Annotated in this window: 17 protein-coding genes; 8 read left to right on the plus strand and 9 right to left on the minus strand. The window is 71.9% G+C overall.

The window, feature by feature from the left end; genetic code table 11:
• Positions 1–87: 87 nt before the first annotated feature.
• On the minus strand, positions 88–4,449 hold the full coding sequence (locus ACIQ6R_RS05090) for an HAD-IC family P-type ATPase (protein WP_404218803.1): 4,362 nt from the start codon (positions 4,447–4,449) through the stop codon (positions 88–90).
• A gap of 9 nt (positions 4,450–4,458) precedes the next feature.
• On the minus strand, positions 4,459–5,310 hold the full coding sequence (locus tag ACIQ6R_RS05095; protein ID WP_404218805.1) for a hypothetical protein: 852 nt from the start codon (positions 5,308–5,310) through the stop codon (positions 4,459–4,461).
• Between the two features lie 198 nt (positions 5,311–5,508).
• Between ACIQ6R_RS05095 and ACIQ6R_RS05100 the strand changes: the two genes are divergently transcribed.
• Positions 5,509–6,591 (plus strand): chitinase, encoded by a 1,083-nt coding sequence (locus ACIQ6R_RS05100; RefSeq protein WP_404218807.1) that lies wholly within the window; start codon positions 5,509–5,511, stop codon positions 6,589–6,591.
• 7 nt (positions 6,592–6,598) lie between these two features.
• On the opposite strand, the gene ACIQ6R_RS05105 is transcribed toward ACIQ6R_RS05100, so the two are convergent.
• Positions 6,599–7,213 carry a LysE family translocator gene (locus tag ACIQ6R_RS05105; protein ID WP_404218809.1) on the minus strand — a complete coding sequence of 205 codons (615 nt, stop codon included), beginning with the start codon at positions 7,211–7,213 and terminating at the stop codon, positions 6,599–6,601.
• A 176-nt stretch (positions 7,214–7,389) separates the two neighbouring features.
• Positions 7,390–8,772 carry a glycine--tRNA ligase gene (locus ACIQ6R_RS05110; RefSeq protein ID WP_404218811.1) on the minus strand — a complete coding sequence of 461 codons (1,383 nt, stop codon included), beginning with the start codon at positions 8,770–8,772 and terminating at the stop codon, positions 7,390–7,392.
• Positions 8,773–8,942: 170 nt separating this feature from the next.
• Between ACIQ6R_RS05110 and ACIQ6R_RS05115 the strand changes: the two genes are divergently transcribed.
• From ACIQ6R_RS05115 to ACIQ6R_RS05130, 4 genes are all read left to right on the plus strand, one after another.
• Positions 8,943–9,929: a zinc ABC transporter substrate-binding protein gene (locus ACIQ6R_RS05115; RefSeq protein ID WP_404218813.1), complete on the plus strand. Its 987-nt coding sequence runs from the start codon at positions 8,943–8,945 to the stop codon at positions 9,927–9,929.
• Between the two features lie 26 nt (positions 9,930–9,955).
• The gene (locus ACIQ6R_RS05120; protein ID WP_404218815.1) at positions 9,956–10,726 is read left to right on the plus strand and encodes a metal ABC transporter ATP-binding protein; all 771 of its coding nucleotides are present in this window, start codon (positions 9,956–9,958) and stop codon (positions 10,724–10,726) included.
• Positions 10,726–11,628: a metal ABC transporter permease gene (locus tag ACIQ6R_RS05125; protein WP_404177899.1), complete on the plus strand. Its 903-nt coding sequence runs from the start codon at positions 10,726–10,728 to the stop codon at positions 11,626–11,628. The genes ACIQ6R_RS05120 and ACIQ6R_RS05125 overlap by 1 nt, the downstream gene beginning before the upstream one ends.
• Positions 11,629–11,695: 67 nt before the next feature.
• A complete protein-coding gene (locus ACIQ6R_RS05130; RefSeq protein WP_375913223.1) occupies positions 11,696–12,115 on the plus strand; it encodes a Fur family transcriptional regulator in 420 nt (139 codons plus the stop codon).
• Between the two features lie 59 nt (positions 12,116–12,174).
• Here the strand turns inward: ACIQ6R_RS05130 and ACIQ6R_RS05135 are convergent, their stop codons facing one another.
• Genes ACIQ6R_RS05135 through ACIQ6R_RS05150 form a run of 4 tightly spaced genes read right to left on the minus strand, consistent with a single transcriptional unit; the run spans position 12,175 to position 14,254 of the window.
• Positions 12,175–13,026 (minus strand): isoprenyl transferase, encoded by an 852-nt coding sequence (locus ACIQ6R_RS05135; RefSeq protein ID WP_404177895.1) that lies wholly within the window; start codon positions 13,024–13,026, stop codon positions 12,175–12,177.
• Positions 13,027–13,060: 34 nt separating this feature from the next.
• Entirely contained in the window at positions 13,061–13,810 is a 750-nt protein-coding gene (recO, locus tag ACIQ6R_RS05140; protein WP_375913217.1) for a DNA repair protein RecO, read from the minus strand.
• Between the two features lie 22 nt (positions 13,811–13,832).
• Positions 13,833–14,051 (minus strand): hypothetical protein, encoded by a 219-nt coding sequence (locus ACIQ6R_RS05145; RefSeq protein ID WP_404177892.1) that lies wholly within the window; start codon positions 14,049–14,051, stop codon positions 13,833–13,835.
• Positions 14,048–14,254 (minus strand): hypothetical protein, encoded by a 207-nt coding sequence (locus tag ACIQ6R_RS05150; RefSeq protein WP_307852187.1) that lies wholly within the window; start codon positions 14,252–14,254, stop codon positions 14,048–14,050. Before ACIQ6R_RS05150 ends, ACIQ6R_RS05145 begins: the two co-directional genes overlap by 4 nt.
• 115 nt (positions 14,255–14,369) lie before the next feature.
• On the opposite strand from ACIQ6R_RS05150, the gene ACIQ6R_RS05155 reads away from it, so the two are divergent.
• The 3 genes from ACIQ6R_RS05155 to ACIQ6R_RS05165 all read left to right on the plus strand — a co-directional run bounded on the left by ACIQ6R_RS05155 (position 14,370) and on the right by ACIQ6R_RS05165 (position 17,008).
• Positions 14,370–15,203, plus strand: a complete 834-nt coding sequence (locus ACIQ6R_RS05155; protein ID WP_404218817.1) for a helix-turn-helix domain-containing protein — start codon at positions 14,370–14,372, stop codon at positions 15,201–15,203.
• Entirely contained in the window at positions 15,185–15,391 is a 207-nt protein-coding gene (locus ACIQ6R_RS05160) for a DUF397 domain-containing protein (protein ID WP_404218819.1), read from the plus strand. The genes ACIQ6R_RS05155 and ACIQ6R_RS05160 overlap by 19 nt, the downstream gene beginning before the upstream one ends.
• A gap of 126 nt (positions 15,392–15,517) precedes the next feature.
• A complete protein-coding gene (locus tag ACIQ6R_RS05165) occupies positions 15,518–17,008 on the plus strand; it encodes an alpha/beta hydrolase (protein ID WP_404218820.1) in 1,491 nt (496 codons plus the stop codon).
• 1 nt (position 17,009) lies between these two features.
• Here ACIQ6R_RS05165 and ACIQ6R_RS05170 read toward each other — a convergent pair whose 3' ends face one another.
• A complete protein-coding gene (locus ACIQ6R_RS05170) occupies positions 17,010–17,576 on the minus strand; it encodes a CGNR zinc finger domain-containing protein (RefSeq protein WP_404218821.1) in 567 nt (188 codons plus the stop codon).
• Between the last annotated feature and the right edge of the window lie 66 nt (positions 17,577–17,642).

A 17,642-nucleotide genomic window follows, 5' to 3' on the forward strand; every position in this document is an offset into this window, starting at 1 on the left:
CGAACCCCCGCATCGTGCCCCGGCCGCCACCGCCACCGCACCGTGTTTTCCCCCGCACCGACGCCGCGAGGGGCCGCACCGGCCGCGTCACCGCACCGCCGCCGGCAACCGCTCCGCCACCTTCGGCCAGTACTTCACGACCGCCTCCTCCACCTGCGGCAGCGCCCGCTGGCCCGCCAGCGCCAGGGTGATCGCCGCCGCCACGCCCGCCCAGGCGACCGGGCCCAGCGGGGTGCAGCCGAAGAGCTGGCTGGCGCCCGGGGTCTGGACCAGGGCGACCAGCGCGGCCGCGGAGCCGAGGGACGTGACCTGCACCAGGCGGCTGCCCCGGCGGTCGGCCAGGGTCTGGGCGAGCTGGGTGCCGACCACGGCGCACAGGGCCATCGTCGTCGAGCGGCGCGCCGTGCCCGGGGTGAAGCGGCCGAACAGCCAGGCCGCGGTCGCGCCGAGCGCGGTCGTCATGGCCCGGTGCCGGATCTGGCGGATCAAGGGCTCGCCCAGCACCGCCGTACCGAGCGGCGCGCCCGCGTCGGCGTCCTCCTGCTCGGGGTCCCCCGTCTCCGTCACCGCCACCGCCATCGCGGGGAACAGGTCGGTGAACAGGTTGACCAGCAGCATCTGACGGGTGGACAGCGGCGCCGCGCCGCCGAGGACGGTGCCGAGGATGCCGAAGCCGACCTCGCCCGCGTTGCCGCCGATCAGGATGGCGATGGCGTCGGCGACGCTGTGCCACAGGGCCCGGCCCTCCCGTACCGCCTCCACCAGGACCAGCAGGTCGTCGCCGGTGACGACCAGGTCCGCGGCGTTGCGCGCGGCGGCCGAGCCGCGGGCGCTGATGCCGACGCCGATATCGGCGGCGCGGATGGCGGCGGCGTCGTTGGCGCCGTCGCCGACCATGCCGACGACCCGTCCGGCGTCCCGCAGGGACTCGACGACCTGGAGCTTCTGCTCGGGCGCCACCCGGGCCACGACGTCCGCGTCGCGCAGCATCCGGGAGCGCGCCGTGCGGTCGGCGGCGGCGAGTTCGTCGCCGGTGACCACGACCGCGTCCTCGGGCCAGCCCAGGTCCACGGCGATGGCGTGGGCGGTCTGCGGATGGTCGCCGGTCAGCACCACGGGCCGTACGCCCGCCTCGCGCAGCCCGCGCACCAGCGCCGGGGACGTCTCGCGCGCCACGTCGGCCAGCCCGAGCATCCCCGTGAACTCCAGCTTCTCCGGCTCCTTCTCGAGGACGTCGGCCGCCTTCTCGCCCTTGCGCAGGGGCCGGCTGGCCACCGCGATGATGCGCAGCCCGTCGCGGGCCAGCGTCTGCGCGACCTCCGTGGCGTGCGACGGCAGGTCGGCACAGGCGGGCAGCACGGTCTCCGGGGCGCCCTTGACCACCAGCACCGGCGCTCCGTCCCCGTCCCGTCCGACGGCGGCGGCGTAGCCGCGCGAGGTCTCGAAGGGCAGGCCCTCCTCCTGGGTCCACGCCGGGTCCGGCCCCGCGGCGCCGAGTACGGCCTCGTCGGTGGCGTGGGTGGGCCGGGCACCGTCGCCGTTCAGGCGGGGGCAGGCGCGCGCCGCGACCCGTACGGCGTCGGCGGCGTCCGGGTCGGCCGCCTTGCGGACCGTGCCGTCGGCGCCCGCCACCCGCGACACCCGCAGCTTGTTCTCGGTGAGCGTGCCGGTCTTGTCGAAGCAGATGGTGTCCATGCGGCCCAGCGCCTCCAGCGTGCGCGGGGTGCGCACGAGGACGCCGCGTCGGCTGAGCCGGCGGGCCGCCGCCAGCTGTGCCACCGTCGCCACCAGCGGCAAACCCTCGGGCACAGCGGCCACCGCCACCGACACGCCACCGGCGACGGCCTGCCGGATGGGCGTCCCGCGCAGCAGCGAGAGGCCGGTCACCGCGGCCCCGCCCGCCAGCGTCAGCGGCAGCGCCTTGCGGGTCAACTCCTGGAGCCTGGCCTGCACTCCGGCCGCCGAGGGCGTACGGGCGGCCAGCGAGACCGCCCGCGCGGCCTCGGTGTGCTCCCCCGTGTCCACGACGACCGCCTGGGCGCGGCCGGCCACCACGGTCGTGCCCTCGAAGACCATGCAGTGCCGCTCGGCCACGGGGGCGTCGGTCACCGGGTCCACGCACTTGTCCACCGGCAGCGACTCACCGGTCAGCGCGGACTCGTCGACCTCCAGGCCGTCCTCCCACAGCAGCCGGGCGTCGGCGGGCACGACGTCGTCCGCCTTCAGTTCCACGATGTGGCCCGGGTGCAGCTTGGCGGCGTCCACGACGATCGGCTCGACCGACGGGTCGTGCGTCTCCTCCTCGGCGACCCGCGCCTTCTGCTTCTGCTGCGCGAGCAGCCCGGACAGCGCCCGCTCGGCCCGCAACCGCTGGAAGCCGCCGACCAGCGCGTTCAGGTCGAGCGCGCCGACGACGAGCAGCGCGTCCATGACGGAGCCGAGGATCGCCTCGGCCGCCGAGCCGACCGCCAGCACCGGGGTGAGCGGATCGTCCAGCTCGCCCCGCACGGCCTGCCCCAGTTGCCACGTCCACTTCACCGGGGCGAGAACGCGGACCCGGCCCGCCCGGTCGGCCGCCGCGCGCGCCCTGGCCGTCAGCTGCTCGGCGAAGGACGGCTCCGGCTCCTTCTCCCGGTCCAGGCGCTCCCGCACGCCCGCGGGGTCCAGCGTGTGCCACGCCACCCGTGCCCGGGGGTGCGGGGCGCGGGCCATCGCCACGCCGAGTGCGGCACGCGTCCCGGACAGCAGGGCCGCCGCCGCGCTCACGTCGACGGGCGCGTGCCGCAGCCCGGGCAGCGCCGAATAGCCGCCCTTGCCACCGTTCTTGCCCTTCTCGCGCGCCTCGCCGACCGCGACCAGCAGCCCGGACAGCGCGGCCCCGGACCGGGCCAGGGTCTGCGACCGGCGCCCGATCGCGCGGGCCGCCGGCACCGCCCGCAGCAGCCTCCACACGTCGGCGAGCCCTTGCGGAGCGAGCACGTCCGCGCCCCACGCCACCGGGGCGTCCGCGTCGGCCAGCGCGACGGCCACGTCGCCGCCGAGCAGTCCGGCCGCCACCGTCTCGTCGTCGCCGGGCCGGGGCCGTACGACCGTGATCACGCCGCCTTCGGCGCGCAGTTCGTCCACGACCTCCCTGAGCGGGCGCTCGGCGCTGACGACCTGGTCCGCGAGGCCGGTGAAGTCGGCCAGCGCCGGGTCCTCCACCATCACCACGCGCAGTCCCGCGCGCCGCGCCGCGTCCAGTACGTCCTCGGTCCACGGGTCCGCGCCCGCCTCCGGCGCCCGCAAGGCGCTCGGATGCAGGACGACGGTGGCCGCCATCTCCAGTTGCCGCAGCCGTTCGGGGTCGCGCACCAGCACACCGGTACGCGACAGCGCGGCGCTCAGTACGGCGTGGAAGGCGGCGGGCCCGTAGCGCGCGGCCTTGGGCGATCCGGCCAGTACCGCCTCGGCGGCCTCGGCCACGTCGTGCTTGACCAGCAGGGTCGCCAACGCGCCCGCCACACTGCCGGTCGAGGCGTGGGCGGCGTAGTCCTGCGCCGGAGTGCTCTGCAGCGGCGGGCGCAGGGCGGGGTCGGCGGGCAGGCTGATCCGGCCCGGCGCGCACAGCTGGTCGTGCACGACCTCGAAGGTCGCCGTCCGGGTCACCGCCTCCGTGAGCTGGCAGACGCGAAGCGCCCCGTCCAGCACGAGTGAGGTGGGGCTCTGGCCGGCGCCGTGGACGGCGGCGTTGGCGGCGGCCAGTGCCACGTCCATGGCCTGGGCGCCGAGGCGTTCGCGCAGCCAGGCGCGGAAGGTCGGGTTCTCGCGCAGCAGCGTCGCCACGGCCGTCACCAGGCGGGGCGAGGGCGGCAGCCGCAGGCGCGCGCCGGTCACGGCGGCGGCGATGCCCAGCGCGTCGGCCCCGAGGGCCGTGGCCGCGACGCGCACCGAGGCCGGGTCGCCGGGGTGGGCCGGCTCCTCCACCGGATCGCCCGGACCCTGCTGGTCCACCCGGGTCAGTCCGTGCTGTTCGGCCAGCTCGGTGGCCCGGTCCACCACGCGGTCGGCGAGTGCTTCCTCGGTGGCGGTCACCACCAGCCGGGCGAGGCCGGTGTCCCAGTAGGCGAGCAGCACCTCCGGGTGCTCGGCCAGTGCCGCCGCCACCCGCCGCGCCACGCGTTCCGTGCCGCCGGCCCGGCGGACCTTCGCCGTCTCGGCCGGCCGGAGTTCGAGGTGCGCCCGGGATCCGGCCCGCCAGTCCCGGGTGCCGCCCGGCAGCGCGGCGCGGGCGACCCGTGCCGCGCGCGCCGCGAAGTCGGCGCCGCGCACACCGGCCCGTGCGGTGCCCGCCACCGCGCCGGCCGCGGCACCCACCGCGGGGGCGGTGCCGCGCGCGAGCAGCCGGGGTCCGGCCAGCACAATCCCGGTGACGGCGCCCTGGGAACGCGTCAGAAGTCCACCGACCATCGTTGTCTCTCAGCCCGCCTTTCGTGTGGACGCGGCGGTCTTCTTGCTCCGGCCGCGGGAGGACGTACCGCGGGAAGGCCCGGACGTGGCCTTCTTCGCGGTGCTCTTCTTGGCGGGACTCTTCTTCGCCGCGCTCTTCTTGGTGGTGCTGCTCTTCGCCGCGGTGCTCTTCGCGGCGGCCTTCTTGGCGGTGCTCTTCGCGGCGGTGCTCTTCGCCGCCGTCTTCTTGGCGGGGCTCTTGGCCGTCGTGCTCTTGTCCGCCGTGCTCTTGTCCGCCGTGCTCTTGTCCGCCGTGCTCTTCGCCGCCGTCTTCTTGGCGGGGCTCGTCTTCGCGGTGCCCTTCGCCGCCGTGCTCTTCCTGCCGGCGGCCTGGGTCGCGGTCTTCTTGGCGGTGCCCCGCCGCGCGGGGCTCTTCTTCGCCGTATCCGTGCCGGCCGCACCCGTGCCGGCCGTACCTCCGGCCGTACGCGATCCGGCCGCACGCGATCCGGCCGCACCCGTCCCAGCCGCACCGGACTTCCCCGAGCCGTCGCCGTCCTCGGCGCCACCCGAAGCCTTCGCCCCGTTCCGCAGCACCCGCGCGGCCTTCGCCTCCGGCGACTCCTGCGGCCGTGGCCGGGTCAGCCACGCCACCGCCGCCCCGGTGGCCGCCACCGGCCACTCCACCAACCCGGCGATGCCCAGCACCCCGGCCCCCGTGTACACGACCGCACGCCGCCCGCGCGGCGACACCGCCCCGATCCTGTCCAGTGCGCCCTCGGCGACCCTGCCGACCGTCTCCGCGCCCGGAACCTTCCGCAGCGCCGACGCGGCCGCGTGCAACGGCCTCGGGAGCGTCTGCGCCGATTTCTGCTCAGCCATGACTGTTCGTCCTCGCCTGTGCAAGCTTGTGCAAGCTGTGGGAACCCTGGGAACCTCACCTTCCGCATTTCTCCGGGTTCCCGCACTTCGGGCGCTCACCCCGGGGGACTTTCCGGTCCAGACCTCTTGACGAAAGGTCTGGACCAAGACGACTGTCATGCCTACGACACCTCACCGACCCCCACCGGGAGGCCCGGCATGATCCGCCGCAAGCTCCGCCCGCTCGCCACCGCACTCGCGGCCACCGTCCTCGCCCCGCTGACGGCCGCCACCGTGTCGACCACTCCCGCGGCCGCTCACGCCGGCGCCGCTTCCCCGGCCGCCGACACCTGCGCCGTGAAGTCGAAGCCCACCGGCAAGGTGCTCCAGGGCTACTGGGAGAACTGGGACGGCGCCGCCAACGGCGTCCACCCGCCCTTCGGCTGGACCCCGATCACCGACTCCCGCATCGCCGCCCACGGTTACAACGTGATCAACGCGGCCTTCCCGGTCATCCGCTCCGACGGAACGGCCCTGTGGGAGGACGGCATGGACCGGGACGTGAAGGTGGCGACGCCCGCGGAGATGTGCGCCGCCAAGGCGTCCGGGCAGACGCTCCTGCTCTCCATCGGCGGCGCGACGGCCGGCATCGACCTCGGCTCGGCCGCCGTGGCCGACCGCTTCGTCGACACGATCGTGCCGATCCTCAGGAAGTACAACTTCGACGGCATCGACATCGACATAGAGACCGGCCTGGTCGGCAGCGGCGACATCGGCCGGCTCTCCACGTCCCAGGCCAACCTGATCCGCGTCATCGACGGCGTCCTGGCCCGCATGCCGTCCGACTTCGGCCTCACCATGGCCCCGGAGACCGCCTACGTCACCGGCGGGAGCGTGGTCTACGGCTCGATCTGGGGCGCGTACCTGCCGATCATCAAGAAGTACGCCGACAACGGCCGCCTGTGGTGGCTGAACATGCAGTACTACAACGGCAGCATGTACGGCTGTTCCGGCGACTCCTACCAGGCGGGCACGGTCCAGGGCTTCACCGCGCAGACCGACTGCCTGGACAAGGGCCTGGTCATCCAGGGCACGACGATCCGCGTCCCCTACGACAAGCAGGTCCCGGGCCTGCCCGCCCAGCCCGGCGCGGGCGGCGGCCACATGGCGCCGTCCCGGGTCGCCCAGGCCTGGAACCACTACAACGGCGCCCTCAAGGGCCTGATGACCTGGTCGATCAACTGGGACGGCTCGGAGAACTGGACCTTCGGCGACAACGTCAAGGCCCTCCAGGGCCGCTGACGCCCCCTCACCGGGCCGTGAACGCCAGCTTCGCCCCCAGCGCCACGAACGACCCGGCGAAGCTCCGCCGCAGGCACGCCATCACCCTCGGCCGGGAGATGACGTGGCTGCGCACGGACGCCGCCAGGAAGCCGTACCCGGCGAACACGACGAAGCTCACCAGCATGAACACGCCGCCCAGCACCAGCATGCTCGGCAGGGCGCCGGCCTGGCCCGGGTCCACGAACTGCGGCAGGAAGGCGAAGAAGAACAACGTCAGCTTCGGGTTCAGGATGTTGATCAGCACACCCCGCAGGATCACCCGCCGCGCCGGAACGGGCTCGCCCCGCTCCTCCCCCACCGTGAGCGCCTCCTTGTCCCGGAGGGTGGCCCACGCCATGTACAGCAGGTAGGCCACACCGGCGTACTTGAGGACCTGGAAGGCGGTGGCACTGGCGTGCAGCACCGCGGCGACGCCGGTGACGGTGGCCAGCAGGTGCGGCACGATGCCGAGCGCACACCCGAAGGCGGCGACGGCACTCGCGCGGCGCCCGCGGGACAGGGCGGCGGCAAGGGTGTAGACGACCCCGGTCCCGGGGGTGGCGACGACCACGAGGGTGGTCAGCAGGAACGCGATGCTCATGAGCACCACCCTGGCAACACGACGGCCCCCGGCAGAGGACCACTCGGGATCCTCTATCGGGGGCCAATCGAGAACCGCGGCGCCCGCCCCACGCCCGACCGAGTCGGGCGGTGGGTGGGCAAAGGCCGGGGTGCCCAGGGGGCGGCGCCCCCTGGTACGGCGACCGGGACGAACGGTCAGCAGCCGACGAGCCTCGAAGCGAGGTACCCCTCGATCTGGTCCAGCGACACGCGCTCCTGCTTCATCGTGTCCCGCTCCCGCACCGTCACCGCGTTGTCGTCCAGCGTGTCGAAGTCGACCGTCACGCAGTACGGCGTACCGATCTCGTCCTGGCGCCGGTAACGACGCCCGATCGCACCGGCGTCGTCGAACTCGATGTTCCAGTTCTGCCGCAGCGCCTGGGCGAGGCCCTTGGCCTTGGGCGACAGCTCCGGGTTCCGGGACAGCGGCAGCACCGCGACCTTCACCGGCGCGAGGCGCGGGTCGAGGCGCAGCACCGTGCGCTTCTCCATCTTGCCCTTGGCGTTCGGCGCCTCGTCCTCGACGTACGCGTCGAGCAGGAAGGCGAGCATCGCCCGTCCGACACCGGCCGCCGGCTCGATGACGTACGGCGTCCAGCGCTCGCCGGCCTCCTGGTCGTAGTAGGCGAGGTCCTGGCCGGAGGCCTTGGAGTGCGAGGAGAGGTCGTAGTCCGTCCGGTTGGCGACACCCTCCAGCTCGCCCCACTCGCTGCCGCCGAACTGGAAGCGGTACTCGATGTCGGCGGTGCGCTTGGAGTAGTGGGAGAGCTTCTCGGCCGGGTGCTCGAACCAGCGCATGTTCTCTTCACGCATGCCGAGGCCGGTGTACCAGTTCCAGCGCTGCTCCATCCAGTACTCCTGCCACTTCTCGTCCTCGCCCGGCTTGACGAAGAACTCCATCTCCATCTGCTCGAACTCGCGGGTGCGGAAGATGAAGTTGCCGGGCGTGATCTCGTTGCGGAAGGACTTGCCCATCTGGGCGATACCGAACGGCGGCTTGCGGCGGGACGTGGTCTGCACCTGGGCGAAGTTGGTGAAGATGCCCTGGGCCGTCTCGGGCCGCAGGTAGGCGACGGAGCCGCTGTCCTGGGTCGGGCCGAGGTGGGTGGAGAGCAGACCCGAGAACTGCTTGGGCTCGGTGAAGGTGCCCTTGTTGCCGCAGTTGGGGCAGTTGAGGTCGGCGAGGCCGTTCTCCGGGGCGCGGCCCTTCTTCTCCTCGTAGGCCTCTTCCAGGTGGTCCGCGCGGAACCGCTTGTGGCAGGAGGTGCACTCGGTCAGCGGGTCCGTGAAGGTCGCGACGTGGCCGGAGGCCACCCAGACCTCGGGGGCCAGGATCACGGACGAGTCGAGACCGACGACGTCCTCGCGCGAGGTGACCATGTAGCGCCACCACTGGCGCTTGAGGTTCTCCTTGAGCTCGACACCCAGCGGACCGTAGTCCCAGGCGGCGCGCTGTCCGCCGTAGATCTCACTGCACGGGAATACGAAGCCACGGCGCTTGCTCAGGCTGACGATGGTGTCGATCTTGTCGGCGGCCACGGTGCTCTCTTCATTACGACGACGGGCGACGAAGCGAGATGCTTCCAGAGAATGCTTCAGGTTACCGGCGTGCACTGCCCCGCGACCAAATCGGGGGGCTCCCCTCCGCGCGACCGGTCGTGACCGGGCATTGTTGACAACGGTTTCCATATTTGTTGAAAATGAATGCCATGAACGTACGACGACGCCACATATCCGGCATAGCAGTCACCGCGGCCACCGCACTCGGCCTGGGGACCCTCTCCGCCTGCTCCAGCGACAGCGCGGCGGCGGGCAACACGGACAAGTTCGACGTCGTCGCGTCGTTCTACCCGATGCAGTACCTCGCGCAGCAGATCGGCGGGGAGCACGTGAACGTCACGACCCTCACCGAGCCCGGCCAGGAGCCGCACGACCTGGAGCTGAGCGCCAAGCAGACCGCCGAGATGGGCGAGGCGGACGCGGTGCTCCACCTGAAGTCCCTCCAGCCCGCCGTGGACGAGGCCATCGCCCAGTCCGGCGTGAAGACCAAGATCGACGCGGCCACGCTGACGACGCTGGAGGACCACGGGAGCGTCGAGCACGACCACGGTCACGGAGGCGAGGAGCACGCCGAGGAGGGGCACTCCGAGGAGCACTCCGAGGAGGAGGAGCACGCCCTCGACCCGCACGTCTGGCTGGACCCGGTCAAGTACGCCGAGATCGCCGAAGGCGTCGCCAAGGCCTTCGAGAAGGCCGACCCGGACCACGCCGACGACTACCGGAAGAACGCCGAGGCGCTGGCGAAGAAGCTGGCCGGCCTGAACACGGCGTACGAGAAGGGCCTGAAGAACACCGACACCAAGGTCTTCTTCACCAACCACGCCGCCTTCGGCTACCTCGCCGAGCGCTACGGCCTCACCCAGGAGGCCATCAACGGCCTCGACCCGGAGAGCGAGCCCAGCCCCGCCCGGATCAAGGAGCTCCAGGAGGAGGCCAAGGCCGACGGCGTCACCACCGTCTTCTACGAGACACTGGTGTCCGACAAGACCGCGAAGACCCTCGCCAAGGACGCCGGCCTGAAGACCGATGTCCTGGACCCCCTGGAGGGCATCACCGACAAGTCCAAGGGCGACGACTACCTCGCGGTCATGGAGTCCAACCTCAAGGCGCTAGAGGCCGCCCTCGGCGCCAAGTGAGCGTTCAGATCGTTACGGAGGACCTCGTGAGCGACGAGACCGTCATATCCCTGCGCGGCGTCCGCGCCGAACTCGGCTCACGCCCCGTCCTGCGTGGCATCGACCTCACCGTGCGCGGCGGCGAGGTCGTGGCCCTGCTCGGCGCCAACGGCTCGGGCAAGTCCACGGCCGTACGCACGGTCATCGGCCAGGTGCCGGTGACGGCCGGCGAGATCGAACTGTTCGGCACCCCGCGGCGCCGCTTCCGCGACTGGGCGCGCGTGGGCTACGTCCCGCAGCGCACCACGGCCGCGGGCGGCGTCCCCGCGACGGTGACCGAGATCGTCTCCTCCGGCCGCCTCTCCCGCACCCGCTTCGGCGTCCTGCGCAAGGCCGACCGCGAGGCCGTACGCCAAGCCCTCGACCTGGTCGGCATGGCGGACCGGGCCAAGGACTCCGTGAACGCCCTCTCCGGCGGCCAGCACCAGCGCGTGCTGATCGCCCGCGCGCTCGCCGCCGAACCCGAGCTGCTGATCATGGACGAGCCGATGGCGGGCGTCGACCTGGCCAGCCAGGAGGTACTGGCCGCGACGCTCAGGAAGCAGGTCGCGGCCGGCACCACCGTCCTGCTGGTACTGCACGAACTCGGCCCCCTGGAGCCGTTGATCGACCGGGCGGTGGTGCTCCGCGACGGCTGCGTCACGCACGACGGCCCGCCGCCCGAGGCGGTCGGCCAGCACGCGCTTCCCGGCCACGACCACGTACACCCGCACGCACCGGCGGGCGCCGAACCGATCCGCACGGGACTGCTGAGCTGATGGAAATCCTGAACTACGCCTTCATGCAGCGGGCGCTGCTGGCGGCCGTCCTGGTCGGCATCACCGCCCCCGCCGTCGGCATCTACCTGGTCCAGCGCCGCCAGGCCCTCATGGGCGACGGCATCGGCCACGTGGCGATGACCGGCGTCGGCCTCGGCTTCCTGCTCTCCTGGTCCCCGGTGTGGATGGCCACCCTGGTCTCCGTGCTCGGCGCGGTCCTCATGGAGCTGATCCGCTGGTACGGCAAGACCCGCGGCGACATCGCCCTCGCCATGCTCTTCTACGGCGGCATGGCCGGCGGCGTGATGTTCATCAACCTCGCGCCGACGGGCTCCAACGCCAACCTCACCTCGTACCTCTTCGGCTCGCTGTCGACGGTCTCCGAGTCCGACGTGACCGCGATCTGCCTGCTGGCCGCCTTCGTGGTCGTCGTCACCCTCGGCCTGCGCCGCCAGCTGTTCGCGGTCAGCCAGGACGAGGAGTTCGCCCGGGTCACCGGCCTGCCGGTGCGCGCGCTGAACCTGCTGACGGCCGTCACGGCGGCGGTGACGGTGACCGTCGCGATGCGCGTCGTCGGGCTGCTGCTGGTGTCCGCCCTGATGGTGGTCCCGGTCGCCGCCGCCCAGCAGCTCACCCGCAGCTTCGCCGCCACCTTCGCGGTCTCCGTCGCCATCGGCGTCAGCGTGACCATCGGCGGCACGGTCACGTCGTACTACCAGGACGTGCCGCCCGGCGCGACCATCGTGCTGCTCACCATCGGCGCGTTCGTCCTGCTCACCGTGCTGGCGGCGCCACTGGCCCGGCGACGCGCGCGGGCGGTCACCGCGGCGCGGGCCGCCGCGGATCCGGCGGAGTGCAAGATTCCGGCCACCAGGGGGACCACCGACGAGGTCGGCGTCTGACTGCCGGCCTGCCGGGCTGGCACAATGGCCCGGCAAGCCCAGACGGCAGACGTGAGGAGGAGTACCGGTGACGACCGCTGGACCGCCCGTGAAGGGCCGCGCCACCCGGCAGCGGGCCGCCGTGTCGGCAGCCCTCCAGGAGGTCGAGGAGTTCCGCAGCGCACAGGAGCTCCACGACATGCTCAAGCACAAGGGCGACTCGGTCGGGCTCACCACGGTCTACCGCACCCTGCAGTCCCTCGCCGACGCCGGCGAGGTCGACGTCCTGCGCACCGCCGAGGGCGAGTCCGTCTACCGCCGCTGCTCCACCGACGACCACCATCACCACCTGGTCTGCCGCACCTGCGGCAAGGCGGTGGAGGTCGAGGGCCCCGCGGTCGAGAAGTGGGCGGAGGCCATCGCCGCCGAGCACGGCTACGTCAACGTCGCGCACACGGTGGAGATCTTCGGCACGTGCGCGGACTGCGCGGGTGCCTCCGGCGGTTGAGCCGGTGGGGGCCGGGGCTGCGCCCCGGGCCCCTCTTCTCGGCCTGAACGGCCTCGTGCTCAGACGCCGGACGGGCTGGAATCCTCCGTCCTGCCCTCCATGGCGAGGAGCTCCTCGTTGGGGATCGCGCCGCCGAAGCGGCGGTCGCGGGAGGCGAACTCCAGGCAGGCGCGCCACAGGTCGCGCCGGTCGAAGTCGGGCCAGAGCACGTCCTGGAAGACCATCTCGGCGTACGCGCTCTGCCAGAGCAGGTAGTTGGACGTCCGCTGCTCCCCGCTCGGCCGCAGGAACAGGTCCACGTCCGGCATGTCCGGGTAGTACAGGTACTTCGCGAGCGTCTTCTCGTTGACCTTCGACGGGTCGAGCCGCCCGGCCCGCACGTCCTCGGCGAGGGCCTGCGCCGCGTCGGCGATCTCGGCACGCCCGCCGTAGTTCATGCAGAAGTACAGCGTGAGCCGGTCGTTGTCCTTGGTCTGCTCCTGGGCGACCTGGAGCTCCTTGGCGACCGACTTCCACAGCTTCGGCATCCGCCCCACCCAGCGCACGCGGATCCCCAGCTCGTCGAGCTGGTCGCGGGTCTTGCGGATGAAGTCCCGGTTGAAGTTCATCAGGAAGCGCACCTCGTCCGGCGACCGCTTCCAGTTCTCGGTGGAGAAGGCGTACAGCGAGATGTTCTTGACGCCCATCTCGATCCCGCCCTGGAGCACGTCCAGCACCCGCTCGGCACCGACCTTGTGCCCCTCGGTGCGCGGCAGCCCGCGGTCCTTGGCCCAGCGCCCGTTGCCGTCCATGACGATCGCCACATGCTCCGGTACCAGCTCGCCGAGCCTCGGGGGCCGCGCGCCGGACGGGTGCGGCTCCGGCGTCCTGTAGTCCCGGCGCTGACGCCCCAGGATCCCGCGTACGGCCATGTGTCTCTCGTCTCCTCGTACTGTGCTGTGCTGTCTAGGATTTCTCGACGTATCGCAGGGAGCGCAGGCCGCGCTCCAGGTGCCAGTGCAGGTAGGCGGACACCAGTCCGCTGCCCTCCCGGACGTACCGCGGCTCGCACGCGTCCGCGGTCCCCCAGTCTCCCGTGAGCAGCGCCCCGAGCAGCTCCAGGGCCTGCGGCGAGGGTACGACGCTGCCGGGCACCCGGCAGTCGGCGCAGACGGAGCCGCCCGAACCGACCGAGAAGAACCGGTTCGGACCGGGCATGCCGCACTTCGCGCAGTCCCCGAAGGTCGGGGCGTACCCGTTCACGGCGAGGGAGCGCAGCAGGAACGCGTCCAGCACGAGGTTCGGCGCGTGCTCGCCCCGGGCGAGGGTCCGCAGCGCGCCCACCAGCAGCAGGTACTGCTGCACCGCCGGCTCGCCCTCGTGGTCGGTGAACCGCTCGGCCGTCTCCAGCATGGCCGTCCCGGCGGTGTAGCGCGCGTAGTCGGTGACGATCCCGCCACCGTACGGCGCGATGGTCTCGCTCTGCGTGCACAGAGGCAGCCCGCGCCCGACCAGCTCGCTGTTCCTGGCGAAGAACTGCACGTCCACGTGCGAGAACGGCTCCAGCCTGGCCCCGAACTTCGACTTCGTCCGCCGCACCCCGCGCGCCACGGCGCGTACGCGTCCGTGACCGCGCGTGAGCAAGGTGATGATCCGGTCCGCCTCACCCAGCTTCTGGGTGCGCAGCACGATGCCGTCGTCGCGGAACAGACTCATGGCGCCCATTCTCGCGCATGCTTCAAGGCACCTCGCCACGACTTCGGGCGTTGGTGTACGCCGTCGCCGCGCTGAGCCGCTCGGACGGGGTGGCGTGGCGTACGTCACCCGGTTCGGCGTCCCACTCCCGGCCACCGCCGTAGGGGCGCATCTGGACGTACGGCCCCTCGTGCCCCATGACGAGGCCGACACGACCGGTGCGGGTGTCGATGGCGTAGGCACCGACGGGCGGGTACGTCATCGCAGCGCCGCCGCGAGTCGCTGCGCGGTCTCGACGGAACACCGCCCCAATTCGATGAGTGGGCAGGGGGCCTCCCGCGCAAGACTCACCGGGTCGAGCCCGAGGGAGGGAAGAGTAATTCCTGCCTCCGCGAGTGCTGCGCGCAATTCTTTCACCGCTACCTCCGCTTCTTCGACGCAGAGCGCCGAGTGTCGTGCCTCCACCGTGTTCCCCTTCCCTTTACGGTTTCACTCTTCGTGTCCCCAGAATGCCTCTCCGTGCCTACACTCGTCAGGAGTCATCGCACTACAAGTGCGGGTCAGTGCATGGGGGTTGGTTATGGCCAACGGTTCACGGCAGGCGGCGTGGGAGTTCTTCGGCACGGAACTCAAACGCCGGCGGGAGGACGCCGGAATCACCCAAGTCGAGCTGGGGGCACGGGTATTCGTGTCCGGGGGTTACATCGGCCAGTTCGAACAGGCAATTCGCAAGCCTCAGCTGGATGTGGCACAGAGGATTGACGAGGCGCTACAAACCGACGGTATTTTCGAGCGGCTGTGCCGGAAGCTGATTGATGATCCAAGGTATGCGGATTACTTCGCCCATGTGGTGGAGCTGGAGCGGCTGGCCACGCTGATCTGTGAGTTCGCGCCGACGGTTGTGCCGGGGCTGCTCCAGACGAGGCAGTACGCGCGCGCGGTGACGATCGCCGCCAATCCGTTCAAGACGGACTCCTACGTCGATGAGATCGTCACCGCCCGCTTGGAACGGTCACTGATCCTCGACGACGCTACAAGGCCCGAGTATTGGGTGACGTTGCACGAGAACGTGCTGCGGATCCCCATGGGCGGCTCGCAGGCCATGACGGCACAACTGGATCACATCGCACGGCTGATGCGTGAGCGCACGGCGATGGTGACAGTGCTCCCGTACGAGGCGGGTGCGCACGCGGCCATGACCGGAGATTTGAGGCTCATGGAGTTCGAGGATGCGCCCCCGGTCGCCTATACAGAGACGTCGTTTTCGGGAACGCTGGTGGACGTCCCGGCCGTGGTGAAGCGGGCGCAGCGCGCATACGATCTGCTCAGGGTCGCCGCGCTGTCGCCGGAGGCGTCCCTGGCCCTGATCGAGTCGGCGGCGGAGGACTTCAGACGATGCGCGAGTACGACCTGAGCAACGCCCGCTGGACGAAGAGCAGCTACAGCAACGGCGAGGGCGGCAACTGCGTCGAGGTCGCCGACGGAGTCCCCGGCGTCGTGCCCGTCCGGGACAGCAAGGTGACCGGCGGCCCGGTGGTCGTCGTCGGGTCGGCCGCCTGGACGGAGTTCGTTCGCACCGTCGGGCGGCGGAGTTCCAGGTGACGCACGACAGCTTCCTCGTCTGACGGGTCGGGGTGGAACCTGACCGGCGATACTGGGGTAATCCCCCCTGGATTTCATGGAGTTGCCCGGATGGGGAGGGCCCCGGAGATCCGCGAGGCTCCTCACATGACGCAGCCCACGCGCATCCTCCGTAACGCCGTTCTCGTCGGCGTGTCCACCGCCCTCCTCGGCATCACCGCGCCGGTCACGGCATCGGCGACCGCCGGCCCGTCCACGTCACTCACCTGGACCGCCTGCGAGGGCGGCGCCGCCGACCCCCGTCAGCAGTGCGCCACCCTCCAGGTCCCCATGGACTACGCCGATCCCGACAGCCCGCTCATCGACATCGCCGTCTCGCGCATCCCGAGCGAGAATCCGGACGCCCGGCGCGGGGCGCTGCTGCTCATCCCCGGGGGGCCGGGCGGCTCCAGCCTGAACGACCCTTCGGGGAAGGGGCAGAAGCTGCCGCAGGAGGTACGGGACTCCCACGACCTGATCGGGTTCGCCCCGCGCGGCCTCGCCCCGTCCACCTCCGTGAGCTGCGGGCTGGAGTACGGCGACCTCGCCACCTCCAAGCTCCGTCCCTGGCCCGCCCCCGACGGCTCGGTGGACGGGAACATGACCACCGCCCGGCGTACGGCCGACGCCTGCGCCAGCAGCGGCGGCGAGCTGATCAGGCACCTCAGCACCGCCAACGAGGCCCGCGACATCGACCGTCTCCGGGCCGCGCTCGGCGAGCGGAAGCTCTCCGCGTGGGGCGTGTCGTACGGGACGTACGTCGGCGCGGTGTACGCGCAGCTCTTCCCGCACCGCGCCGACCGCGTCGTGCTGGACAGCGTCGACAACCCCGACCCCGCCCGCGTCTCCCGCGCCTGGCTGGCCGGGCACGAGCAGGGTGTCGAGGACACCTTCCCGCACTTCGCCGCCTGGGCCTCCGAGCCCGGCAACCCCGACCGCGTGGCGCGCGGGGCCGCCGACGTACGGCCGATGTTCCTGCGGCTCGCCGCCCGGCTCGACCGCGAGCCGATCCCCTGGCCAGGCGCCAACCCGGAGGAGCTGAACGGCAACGTGCTGCGCCAGGCGATGCTGGACGGCCTCTACCGCCCCAGCCGCTACCCGGCGCTCGCCAAGCTGATGCTGGCCGCGCGGAAGGGCACCGTGCCGCCCGCGCCCGAGGCGCCGCCCGAGGCCGTGCTGCAGAACGTCGCCGCCGTGGGCGCCGGGACGCTCTGCAACGACGTCGCCTGGCCGAAGTCCGCCACGGTGTACCAGAAGGACGTCGCCGAGAGCCGCGCCAAGTTCCCGCTGACCGCCGGGATGCCCCGCAACGCGATGCTGTGCGCCGCCTGGCCGTACCCGCCGCGTGAGGCGCCGGTGCGGATCACCGGCCGGGGGCCGTCCAACATCCTGCTCGTCCAGAACGAGCGGGACGTCGCCACCCCGCTCAGCGGCGCTCTGGAGATGCGGGAGGCGCTCGGCCCGCGCGCGGTCATGGTCACCGTGGACTCCACCGGCCACGACGCCTATCTCGCCAACGGCAACGCCTGCGGCGACCGCACCGTCTCCCGTTTCCTGGCGACCGGACAGCGGCCGGCCGCGGACACCTACTGCGGCTGACCTACCGCGACTGACGCAGCTTGTGGGCGTTGAAGCGTGCCTTCTTCTGGCGGTTGCCGCACGTGTTCATCTCGCACCATTTGCGGGTGCGGCTCTGGCTGGTGTCGAAGAAGGCGGCCCGGCAGGTCGGCGAGGCGCACAAGGCCAGCTTTCCGTCTCGCTCGCCTGCGATGATGCCGATCGCGTCGGCGGCGATCACCCCCAGGGCGTCCTCCACTGAGGAAGCCGGGCCAAGTCGCCACCGCCGCTCGCCCTCGGGCGTCAGGACGGCCGCGGCCCGACTCCGCGTGCTGCGGTCGTTGATGACCTGGACAGCGGAGACAGGAAGCGGGTCGCGGCGCGCGGCCGCTGTCGCGGCGGCGTGAATCGCTTCCCTCAGCTCCCGAGCGCGTGCGAGCTGTGCGGTGGTGCAGGACTCCACGGCGAGGCCGCTCACCGCCAGCCAGTCGACGAGCCGGTTCGGCGTGGGAATGCGTTCCACAGCGTCGCCGCGCCGCTCCGTCAGGGTCGCCGTGAAGCTGGTCGCCAGCACCTTGCCGAGACGGAACTCAGGGAACTGATCACGCATGGAACCACCTTAGCCGGTTGCGCGTCGGCGTCGGAGTCCACTAGAACCGTCTTAGCCGGTTCCCCG

The organism is Streptomyces sp. NPDC096048, from assembly GCF_044763415.1.
GTDB lineage: Bacteria > Actinomycetota > Actinomycetes > Streptomycetales > Streptomycetaceae > Streptomyces.

Bases quoted from the DNA above. Each gene is read 5' to 3' on its own strand.
- ACIQ6R_RS05090 (WP_404218803.1), bottom strand. From the start codon at position 4,449: ATGGTCGGTGGACTTCTGACGCGTTCCCAGGGCGCCGTCACCGGGATT.
- ACIQ6R_RS05095 (WP_404218805.1), bottom strand. From the start codon at position 5,310: ATGGCTGAGCAGAAATCGGCGCAGACGCTCCCGAGGCCGTTGCACGCG.
- ACIQ6R_RS05100 (WP_404218807.1), top strand. From the start codon at position 5,509: ATGATCCGCCGCAAGCTCCGCCCGCTCGCCACCGCACTCGCGGCCACC.
- ACIQ6R_RS05105 (WP_404218809.1), bottom strand. From the start codon at position 7,213: ATGAGCATCGCGTTCCTGCTGACCACCCTCGTGGTCGTCGCCACCCCC.
- ACIQ6R_RS05115 (WP_404218813.1), top strand. From the start codon at position 8,943: ATGAACGTACGACGACGCCACATATCCGGCATAGCAGTCACCGCGGCC.
- ACIQ6R_RS05125 (WP_404177899.1), top strand. From the start codon at position 10,726: ATGGAAATCCTGAACTACGCCTTCATGCAGCGGGCGCTGCTGGCGGCC.
- ACIQ6R_RS05135 (WP_404177895.1), bottom strand. From the start codon at position 13,026: ATGGCCGTACGCGGGATCCTGGGGCGTCAGCGCCGGGACTACAGGACG.
- recO (WP_375913217.1), bottom strand. From the start codon at position 13,810: ATGAGTCTGTTCCGCGACGACGGCATCGTGCTGCGCACCCAGAAGCTG.
- ACIQ6R_RS05145 (WP_404177892.1), bottom strand. From the start codon at position 14,051: ATGACGTACCCGCCCGTCGGTGCCTACGCCATCGACACCCGCACCGGT.
- ACIQ6R_RS05155 (WP_404218817.1), top strand. From the start codon at position 14,370: ATGGCCAACGGTTCACGGCAGGCGGCGTGGGAGTTCTTCGGCACGGAA.
- ACIQ6R_RS05160 (WP_404218819.1), top strand. From the start codon at position 15,185: ATGCGCGAGTACGACCTGAGCAACGCCCGCTGGACGAAGAGCAGCTAC.
- ACIQ6R_RS05165 (WP_404218820.1), top strand. From the start codon at position 15,518: ATGACGCAGCCCACGCGCATCCTCCGTAACGCCGTTCTCGTCGGCGTG.
- ACIQ6R_RS05170 (WP_404218821.1), bottom strand. From the start codon at position 17,576: ATGCGTGATCAGTTCCCTGAGTTCCGTCTCGGCAAGGTGCTGGCGACC.